At 64.3% G+C, this 8,734-nt stretch carries 13 protein-coding genes; 10 read left to right on the top strand and 3 right to left on the bottom strand.

All coding sequences use genetic code 11. The annotated features are described in order from the left end of the window. On the top strand, positions 1-628 hold a 628-nt coding region (locus VEY12_02510; GenBank protein ID HYM39003.1), incomplete at its 5' end, for a DpnI domain-containing protein. Between the two features lie 185 nt (positions 629-813). Here VEY12_02510 and VEY12_02505 read toward each other — a convergent pair. Continuing rightward, a complete protein-coding gene (locus VEY12_02505; GenBank protein ID HYM39002.1) occupies positions 814-1,245 on the bottom strand; it encodes a Holliday junction resolvase-like protein in 432 nt (143 codons plus the stop codon). A 24-nt stretch (positions 1,246-1,269) separates the two neighbouring features. On the opposite strand from VEY12_02505, the gene VEY12_02500 reads away from it, so the two are divergent. From VEY12_02500 to VEY12_02485, 4 genes are all read left to right on the top strand, one after another. Then, the gene (locus VEY12_02500; protein HYM39001.1) at positions 1,270-2,028 is read left to right on the top strand and encodes a hypothetical protein; all 759 of its coding nucleotides are present in this window, start codon (positions 1,270-1,272) and stop codon (positions 2,026-2,028) included. Beyond that, positions 2,012-2,431, top strand: coding sequence for a PIN domain-containing protein (locus VEY12_02495; GenBank protein ID HYM39000.1), 420 nt, complete (start codon positions 2,012-2,014; stop codon positions 2,429-2,431). Before VEY12_02500 ends, VEY12_02495 begins: the two co-directional genes overlap by 17 nt. A 63-nt stretch (positions 2,432-2,494) precedes the next feature. Beyond that, positions 2,495-4,297, top strand: a complete 1,803-nt coding sequence (locus VEY12_02490; GenBank protein HYM38999.1) for an ABC-F family ATP-binding cassette domain-containing protein — start codon at positions 2,495-2,497, stop codon at positions 4,295-4,297. A 97-nt stretch (positions 4,298-4,394) separates the two neighbouring features. After that, positions 4,395-5,195 (top strand): metalloregulator ArsR/SmtB family transcription factor, encoded by an 801-nt coding sequence (locus VEY12_02485; protein HYM38998.1) that lies wholly within the window; start codon positions 4,395-4,397, stop codon positions 5,193-5,195. A 137-nt stretch (positions 5,196-5,332) separates the two neighbouring features. On the opposite strand, the gene VEY12_02480 is transcribed toward VEY12_02485, so the two are convergent. Beyond that, on the bottom strand, positions 5,333-5,698 hold the full coding sequence (locus VEY12_02480) for a hypothetical protein (GenBank protein ID HYM38997.1): 366 nt from the start codon (positions 5,696-5,698) through the stop codon (positions 5,333-5,335). 175 nt (positions 5,699-5,873) lie between these two features. On the opposite strand from VEY12_02480, the gene VEY12_02475 reads away from it, so the two are divergent. The 3 genes from VEY12_02475 to VEY12_02465 all read left to right on the top strand — a co-directional run bounded on the left by VEY12_02475 (position 5,874) and on the right by VEY12_02465 (position 7,286). Beyond that, complete coding sequence (locus tag VEY12_02475) at positions 5,874-6,275, top strand: cupin domain-containing protein (GenBank protein HYM38996.1); 402 nt, start codon at positions 5,874-5,876, stop codon at positions 6,273-6,275. A 125-nt stretch (positions 6,276-6,400) separates the two neighbouring features. After that, on the top strand, positions 6,401-6,949 hold the full coding sequence (locus VEY12_02470; protein HYM38995.1) for a TATA-box-binding protein: 549 nt from the start codon (positions 6,401-6,403) through the stop codon (positions 6,947-6,949). Between the two features lie 70 nt (positions 6,950-7,019). Next, positions 7,020-7,286, top strand: coding sequence for a 50S ribosomal protein L35ae (locus VEY12_02465; GenBank protein ID HYM38994.1), 267 nt, complete (start codon positions 7,020-7,022; stop codon positions 7,284-7,286). A gap of 45 nt (positions 7,287-7,331) precedes the next feature. Here VEY12_02465 and VEY12_02460 read toward each other — a convergent pair whose 3' ends face one another. Continuing rightward, positions 7,332-7,805: a hypothetical protein gene (locus tag VEY12_02460; protein HYM38993.1), complete on the bottom strand. Its 474-nt coding sequence runs from the start codon at positions 7,803-7,805 to the stop codon at positions 7,332-7,334. Positions 7,806-7,966: 161 nt separating this feature from the next. Here VEY12_02460 and VEY12_02455 point away from each other — a divergent pair, with 161 nt between their 5' ends. Next, the gene (locus VEY12_02455) at positions 7,967-8,218 is read left to right on the top strand and encodes a DUF4242 domain-containing protein (GenBank protein HYM38992.1); all 252 of its coding nucleotides are present in this window, start codon (positions 7,967-7,969) and stop codon (positions 8,216-8,218) included. A 76-nt stretch (positions 8,219-8,294) separates the two neighbouring features. After that, positions 8,295-8,734 (top strand): pyridoxal-phosphate dependent enzyme (locus VEY12_02450; GenBank protein HYM38991.1); only part of this gene is annotated, 440 nt, incomplete at its 3' end.

Genomic DNA, 8,734 nt, shown 5'->3' with positions numbered 1-8,734 from the left:
GGATTTCGGCTGCGGTTCGTGCTCGGAGGAATTCCAGCTGAAGAGCCAATCTCGTTCCTTCGGTTCTCGGGTCCTGGATTCAGCCTACCAGCCCATGGTCGAGAGCATCTTCAGTTCCAGCGCCCCCAACTTCCTCTTTCTCCACTATTTGCCTGTGGAGTGGCGGGTACATAACGTATTCATCGTCCCCCGTCACTTCCTTTCCATGTCCGTGATCGAGAGGCGCGCCCCGCTTCGACCGACAGCAAGGAGGGCTGGGTGGGTGGGCTGCAATATACTGCTTTCCGCATTGCCCCAGGACGCACGGATCGGTGTGGTTCAAAGCGGAAGTGTCCGACCAGAGGAAGAGGTCCGAAGGGCATGGCAAACATTTTCTTTCCTTAAGGACGCCACACCAGAGTCCCGGGGGTGGACCGCAGACGTGCTCGCCTGCGTGCGGGAACTTGGGACGCCGGAGTTCACGCTCGCCGAGCTGTATCGGTTCGAACCTCGGCTCTCTGCGATGCATCGGGACAACCGCAATGTGCGCGCGAAAGTTCGCCAACAGCTTCAATTGCTCCGTGACCGCGGGGTGCTCGACTTCCTTGGGAGAGGAAGCTACAGAATTCTGCAGCCCGGTCGGATTTGACCGGTTCGGAGCCGGCACTACTTGTACCACCACCGCCCTCGGCCGTCGCCTCCTTAGACCAAGTCGCTGGCATCCTCGTGCGGTCTAAGGTCCTCAATCGGGTCTCGAGGGTGACCGTCGTGTCAAACCGCCCGGCCCCCGTCATTACGGTCCCTAAAGCAGACGCAATCTCCAGCGCGAATGTTTCACGAAGAAGGCTGTGATTCGGGGATGCGGTATTCCTCCCGTCGAACCCGACTCTGCTCAACCGCTTCTCTGATACGCCGTTGCACCTTGCTCTTTTTGCTTCGACCGCTCTTGATTTCTAGGAATACAACTTCCTTGCATTCCTCTGCACTTGCCCCGACGAAAATCAGGCAATCCACAGGGGAACCAATGAACCGGACCTCTGTCGGGTCGTATCGGAAATCTGGAAGGAAGGGGCCTAGCTGCTCGAGGAGCTTTCCCGTGAGAGTCGAGCGACTCTTCTTGACCGAGTCCTCGCGGGCAGACTTCTCTCTTTCTTGGTATTCCAGCTCGAGGCCTCTCGTGGTCAGCGCTTTTCCAATTGCGTACCCTGCCACCAGGCTCACGGCCACACTGACGAGAACGATTGCCACCAGGAGAACGTCCACCACGTGATCGCCAAATGCCGGAGTCAGGTGTCGACGGAAAAGCTTGACGAAGGGGATTTGCATGGCGGGCGGCTAAGCTTCGTCGTCTTTATGAGCAGGTTCAGGCTAACCCTGAATGTGAGCCCGATAGCCTCGGAGGACGTCGCCAAGTATGCAAGACTCGTGGCGGTCGTCGAGCGCTGTGGGACGATCCTTTCCCGCATCAAGATGCACAAGATTCTCTATGTCCTCAAGAGCCTGGGCTATCCCGTGCCCGAGCGGTTCGAGTACCGTCACTACGGCCCATACTCCGAGGATCTTGCCGCGGACCTCCAATCCGCGGTGAATGCCACCTATCTCCAAGAACGGGCGACCGAAACTCCCGGCGACGAGGACGAGGAGCCGTACAGGCGGTACGACTACTCGCCCGCGCGGCGTGGATCCGAGCTCGTTGCCAGCGTAGCCTCCTCGGACCCTACCCAAGCTGCGGTCGCGGATTCGATGGCTGGCGTGGCAGAGGAGCTCAACGAGTCCCCGCCTACCCGGCTGGAGCTTGTCGCGACGCTGATGTACCTGCAGGACCTGAACGTGCCACGCGACCTCATCATTGGAGTCCTGCAAGCAAGCAAGCCGCAGTTCACCGAGGCCGATATTCGGGCCGCTCTCGAGTACATCGCTGACCTCCGAGCTCGAGCGTCCTTCACGCCGCCGCTAGACTTGTCCTCCATCATCGGGTTGGTGAAGGAGGGCCCGCCAAGCGACGCGGCTCAAGACCTCGATGAGGAGATTTATGGCAGTGGGGAATGAGGTCTTCGTCGACACGGGCCTGTGGATTGCAGCGGCTCGAAGACCCGATGCCCAGCATGAACGCGGCAAAGCCCTGGGTCAGGAGATCCTCGGTCGGCGGGTCAAGGTTGTCATCTCCGACATGGTGCTGGCTGAAGTGGTCACCTTCGTCCTGAAGAAGGATGGTCCCGAGGCCGCGAGAAGGCTCATGGACCTGCTCGAAGAGAACACGACTATCCTGTACATCGACAAACCTGTACTCGAGGACGCCAAGGCCCTGCTGCGACAGTACTGGGCGCCGAGAAAGCGGATCTCCGTCTGCGACGCCACCTCCGTGATCCTGATGCAGAGGCGCGGAATCAACGATCTCTATAGCTTCGACTCCGGATTCGATGGTCTGCCCGGAATCCATCGCATCGGCTGAGTGGTCTTTCCAATCCCCCGACAGGCGAAATCTAATCGGGGACAACCGAATAGCGTCTGCGTCATGCCTCCGATCCTCGCGGGCCGCGACCTCCGGAAGTCCTGGAGCGGCACGCTCGTCCTCGAGCACGCGGACTTCGTCATCCAGGCGGGCGAGAAGGTGGCGCTCGTCGGGCCCAACGGCGCCGGGAAGAGCACCTTGTTCAAGCTCCTCGCGGGAGAGACGAAGCCGGACGTGGGCGACCTCGTCACGAAGCCCGAACTCCGCTTCGGCTACCTGCCGCAGATTCCGAACGTTCCCGAGGCGACGATCGTCCGGGAGGTCCTGAGCGCCCCCAGCGCGGAAGTGCAGCGGATTGAGGCCGAGCTCGCCGAGCTCGAGGCGTGGATGGCCCGTCCCGACGCGTGGGACGCGCCCGACGCGAACGCCCGTATGGCCCGCTATGAATCGCTCCACGTGGCTCTGGGCGGCGCACGCAGCCGGTCGGTCATCGTCAACGACCCGATCCTCAACGACCTGGGCGTTGAAGAGGAGCTGCTGGACCAGACGTTCGGCACGCTCTCCGGCGGGGAGAAGTCCAAAGTCCTGACGGCCCGCGCCCTGGCCAATGCGAAGGAGAAGGACATCCTCCTCCTCGACGAGCCGACGAACCACATGGACATCGACACGATCGAGACGATCGAGGAGTTCCTCCTCGAGATCGACGCCGCGGTCCTGCTCGCCAGCCACGACAAGTTCCTCCTCGATGCGCTCGCGGACAAGGTCATCGAGATCGACCGCCTCCGCACGTGGGAGTACGTGGGCAACTACTCCGACTTCCGGGTGCAACGAGACGCGATCACCCGTGCCCGTCAAGCCCAGATGCACCGGCATCGCGAGGAACTCAAGCGGCAGCTGGCGATCATCGAGCAGTTCAAGTCCCGCAAGGTGTACGAGCAAGTCCTTTCACGCAAGCTGCGCGTCGAACAGATGAGACGGGAGATGCCCGAAGAGGCCCCGACCGCTCCCAAGGCGTTCCGCCTCTCCTTCCGCACGGGAGCGGGCACCGGAATCGTGCGGCTCCAAGGCGTCTCCAAGTCCCACGGCGGCCGCCTCCTCTTCTCCGACGTGGACCTCGAACTGGGCAAGGGCGACAAGGTCGGGCTCGTGGGTCCCAACGGCGCGGGGAAGACGACCCTCCTGGAGGTCCTCATCGGACGGCAGGAGGCGGACGAGGGCAGCGTCTTCCGGGGCAAGAACCTCAACATCGGCTACTTCGCCCAGGAGGCCGAGGAGCTCGACTTCGACCGCACCCTTTTCGAGGAGATCCGCAGCGTCCGCAACCCGCCGCCCCCGGAAGGGTGGGCCCGCGGCCTCCTCGGCCGTTTCTGGTTCAGCGGGGATATGGTCAACAGCAAGGTGGGCCAGCTGAGCGGCGGCGAGCGCGCTCGCCTCGCCATGGCCAAGTTCATCGCGCAGGACTACGACCTCCTCGTCCTCGACGAGCCGACGAACCACTTGGACATCGAGAGCCAGGAAATCGTGGCCGCGGCCCTGAAAAGCTACGCGGGCATGGTCCTCGTCGTGAGCCACAACCGGAGCTTCCTGAACGACGTGGCCAACAAGATCGCGGTCATCGCGCACGCGCGCCTCGCAGTGTTCGCGGGGACGTTCAAGGACTCCTGGGCCGCAGCGAAGATGGCCGAGTTCATGGACGTGAAGAAGAAGCCGAAGTACCGCGTGCGGCGGGTGGTCAAGGATTGGGAAACGGGCAACGTCTACCACCAGGGCGACACGATCGCGCTGGGCGGGGCGGAGACCCAGGCGTTCCTACGCCTCCTCCGGTGGGCCGAGGCTAACGGCCGCGTGGAGCGCATCGAGACGTGAGGAGATCGGTCACGCGACGGTCTCAGCCGCGGTTTCACCCACGCGCCTGCATCATTAAGCAAATCCTTAAGTATACTCGGCGTCTATAGTTAAGACGATGCTTAAGCGTAAGAACGTCGGGCTGGACGACGTGTTCGCCGCACTCGCCCACCCGATCCGGCGCGCGATCATCGAGCGCCTGGCCGAAGGCGAGTGCACCGTGGGCGAGTTGGCGGCGCCCCATCACGTCAGCCTGCCGGCCATCTCCCAGCACCTCCGCGTGCTGGAGGAGGCCGGCCTCCTGGAGCAGACGCCCACGGGCCGGGTGCGCCGGTGCGCCCTCAAGGGCGCGCCGCTGTCCGCGGCCTTCTCGTGGATCGTGCAGTATCGCATCTTCTGGGAGGACATGCTGGACGGCATCGCGGAGAACGTGGAAGGAAAGGGAAGCACCATGACAGCGAGGAAGGTCAAGACCAAGACGATGACAGGGACCGTGCGACTGAGCCGCGTCTTCAAGGCGCCCCGCGAACGCGTGTTCAACGCGTTCCTCGACCCCGACGCGTTCGCCAAGTGGCTCCCGCCGAACGGATACTCGGCCCACGTGTACACGTTCGAGCCCAAGGTCGGGGGGACGCACCGGCTGAGCTTCTCGTCCCTCGACAAGACGGACACCCACTTCTTCGGCGGGAAGTTCCTCCAGATCAAGCCTTACGAGCGCCTGCGCTACACGGACAAGTTCGAAAGCGACGACCCGGCCATGCAGGGCGAAATGACGGTCACGGTCACGTTCCGGGACGTGCGCGGCGGGACGAAGGTGGACATCGTGCAAGAGGGAGTGCCCAAGGCGATCCCCGTCGAGAACGCGTTGATGGGCTGGACCCAGTCGCTCGAGAACCTGGCGCGGCTCGTGGAGTTGTAGGCACGGGAATCGGGTGGCGTCGACCGCACAAAGAAGACGGAGGCCCGGGCCTTCCCACGCCGCCCGCCTCCTGGGTCGCAGCCTCGCCTCTCACGAGAACGCGGTTCGGAGTAGTGGGTGGCCCGATGGCGCGATCGTCATGAGCGCCTCGCCCCGAGAATCTCCTTGGCCAGCTGGAGAAAGCTCGCGACGTCTCGGATCCACTTCTTCGCTTCATCGTGTCCCGTTTCGAGGCCTTTGTAGTCATAGTCGGACTTCGTCGCGATAGCCCGGGTGAGAAGGGAACGGACCGATGCGAACTTGGGGTCGATCTTGTTCTGCCGGATCAGCAGCCCGAACAGGACCGCCGCGTCCTCGTGCCGGGTGGACCGCCGGCCGAGGAACCGCATGGTGATCGCGTCGTTGGCTTTGATGAGGGCATGGATGGACTGGGCCACGGCGACCGTGAAGCGGGCTCGACCCCGGGCCGCGTTTCCCAGGGTGAACCTCGTCTTTCGGTTCATCTTGGCGCGGACAGCGACTGCGTCGAGCGCATCCTCGAAAGTGAAATCGATGAGGTGAGGCTCTAACGCCCCGATCGAATCCCTCGCCTCCGGCTCGGGAATCCCGTCCCGCAGGAGGACGCGGGGACCGAACCCGTATTACCGCCAACGGCGCTACGTGGCCCGGGGTCGGAGCATGAAGAAGGGTTTCGTCGCGGGGATCGAGGAGGAGACGAGGAAGAACATGGACTTCCGCCGTGTCCTGTACACAGCCAAGCATCAGCAGCTCGTCCTTATGCGCCTGAAGCCCGGAGAGGAGATCGGCGAGGAAGTCCACGAGGATGTCGACCAGTTCTTCCGGTTCGAGGCGGGGACCGGAGTTGCCCTGATCGACGGCGTCCGAAACCCGGTGAAGGACGGAACCGCGGTGATCGTCCCGTGCGGGGCGAGGCACAACGTGATCAACACGTCAAAGACCGCGGACCTCAAACTCTATACGATCTACGCTCCGCCGGAGCACAAGGACCGGGTGGTCCGAAGGACGAAGCAGGACGCCGAGGCCGCCCCGGAAGAGTACGACGGTCGGCCGACGGAGTAATCTCCTCGGGTGCCCCCGCGGACGCGGGCCCGGCGGGGGAGCCCGAACTATATACGGCACCAGACAAGTCCCGTAACCTCCAAGCGCCCAGGCGTTGGTGATTCCGGCCCAGGGAGATTCATTCGATGGCCACGTACCGAATCGAGAACGTCGTCGCGTCGACCTCGCTTGGGCAGGAGCTCGACCTCAAGGCGATCGCCCTCGCCCTGGGCGGCTCGGAGTACGAGCCCGAGCAGTTCCCCGGGCTCATCTACCGGATCAAGGAGCCGAAGACCGCGATCCTCCTGTTCAGGAGCGGGAAGGTCGTGTGCACGGGCGCGAAGAGCCTGGAGAGCGTGAGGACCGCGATCGCGCTCGTCTCCAAGCAGATCGCCGCCGCGGGGTTCTCCGTGAAGAAGGATCCCGAGATCGAGGTCCAGAACATCGTCGCCACCGCCGACCTAGGCGCCCAGATCGACCTGAACACGGTCGCGGTCACCCTCGGCCTCACCTCCGTCGAGTACGAGCCGGAGCAGTTCCCCGGGCTCGTCTACCGCCTCGACGACCCCAAGGTCGTCCTCCTCATGTTCGGCAGCGGCAAGGTCGTCTGCACGGGCGCCCGGAAGCCCGAGGACGTCGACAAGGCCGTGGAGCGGATCACCGCGGAGCTCAAGGCGAACGGCCTCCTCCACTGAGGCCGCGCCTTCCTCCGGATCTGGCCGCGTCCGAAGCCCTTATACGTCACGCCACCCTGGCGTCGGTCCTATGGCGAAGGGCGACGTGATCGGAACCGTGACCGCGTTCCTCCACAGCAAGTTCAAGCAGGACAACTACCGGACCGTCGTGGACCTCGCCAAGCCCGAGGACGCGGCGAAGCTCCTCGGGGCGCGCGTGGTCTGGGCGCGCGAGGACGGGCTGAAGATCCTCGGCCGCGTCGTCGCCCTGCATGGGCGGAAGGGCGCCCTCCGCGTGAAATGGGACCGCGGCTTCCCGCCGCAGGCCCTGGGCACTCCCGTCAAGATCGTCCCGTGAACGGACACGACCCGGGACCGGATGCGGGGTCCGTGACGAAGAAGTCTACCCTTTACGCTTCGACCGGCGATAGTCTCGCTCCATGGCCGCGGCGAAGCGCTTCCACGCCCGGGTCGTCTCCTGCTCGCGTCGCCGGCGCGGGATCTTCTTTCCCAGCGGCTTCGCGCGTCTCCACCATCGCAGCTCCATCTGAGTCCGGCCGTCCGGGAGTTTTGTCAGAACGTAATCCGCGGTCACGTCGCGGTGGCTCCCGACGCCCTCCATGTGCCAGCGCCTCGGCGGGCGCAGGGTAACGACGTCCCGCCCCCAGATCCAGCCCGACGGCGTTTCCTCGAGATCCTCGAAGATCACGCGGCGCGGCGTTCGTTCCACGACCTTGCGCAGGTACGACTCGCCCTCGAGGGCCGCGTCGCCGGGCGTGTAGTCTGTGCACCAAGCGAACGCGAACTCGAGCGGCACCCGGAACGCGACCCGGACCCGCGCCTCGTCCCCTTTCCCTCGGCCTGATCCTCTCGCCATCGTCTCGCGACCTCCCGCTACCCCGCGGCCTCCCGGACTCCCACGAGGCCGGATAAGCCTTCTCCCGCAAGCAGCGGCAGCTGACGCGGTTCGGTCGGCCTAAGAGTCGATAGGACTAAGAGGGTCCACGCTTTGCGCATCCCCCCTGAGGGGAGTTCAGCATGCCGCTGTACATGGACAAGCACAACAAGGTGGAAGGTCTGACCAAGGAGGCCGTCGCCCAGGCCCATGCGGCCGATGTGAAGGTGCAGGGGAAACACGGGGTGCGGTACGAGAAGTACTGGTTCAACGAGAAGACCGGCGAGGTGTTCTGCCTCGTCCGTGCACCGAACCGGGAAGCGGCGAACCGCGTGCACAAGGAGGCCCACGGCCTCGTCGCGGACGAGCTCCACGAGGTCGAGGAAGGCGCATAGGCTGTCCTAAGCCGCACGGCGGCAAAGGGCGGGCCTAGTCGTTAATACCCCGCGGGCCATGGGCGCAGGCGTCTCTATGCCGCCTTCCCGACCCGTTCTCGACGCCATCGGCAACACTCCGATCGCGCAACTCCAGAAGATCGTCCCCAAAGGTTCCGCCCGGATCCTCGCCAAGCTCGAGTGGGCCAACCCGACCGGGAGCATGAAGGACCGCATGGCGAGGGCGGTCATCGACGCCGCGGCCAAGGACGGTCGTCTCGTGAAGGGCGGGACCGTGGTCGAGTACACCGCGGGCACGACGGGCGTCTCCCTGGCGTTCGTCTGCGCAGCCCTGGGTTACAAGCTCCACGTCGTCTTCTCGGACGCCTTCGCGGACGAGAAGCGCTTCACGATGCAGGCGTTCGGCGCGGAGATCACGGACGTGAAGAGCGACCGGAAGCGGATCAACGAGGCGCTGATCAAGGAGATGATCGCGACCTCGAAGCGCATCGCGGAACGTCCGGGCCACTGGTGGTC

It is taken from the genome of Thermoplasmata archaeon (genome assembly GCA_035632695.1).
GTDB lineage: Archaea > Thermoplasmatota > Thermoplasmata > RBG-16-68-12 > RBG-16-68-12 > RBG-16-68-12.
The sequence above is the reverse complement of the archived record's forward strand: the minus strand, read 5'-3'. Positions and strand labels throughout refer to the sequence as shown.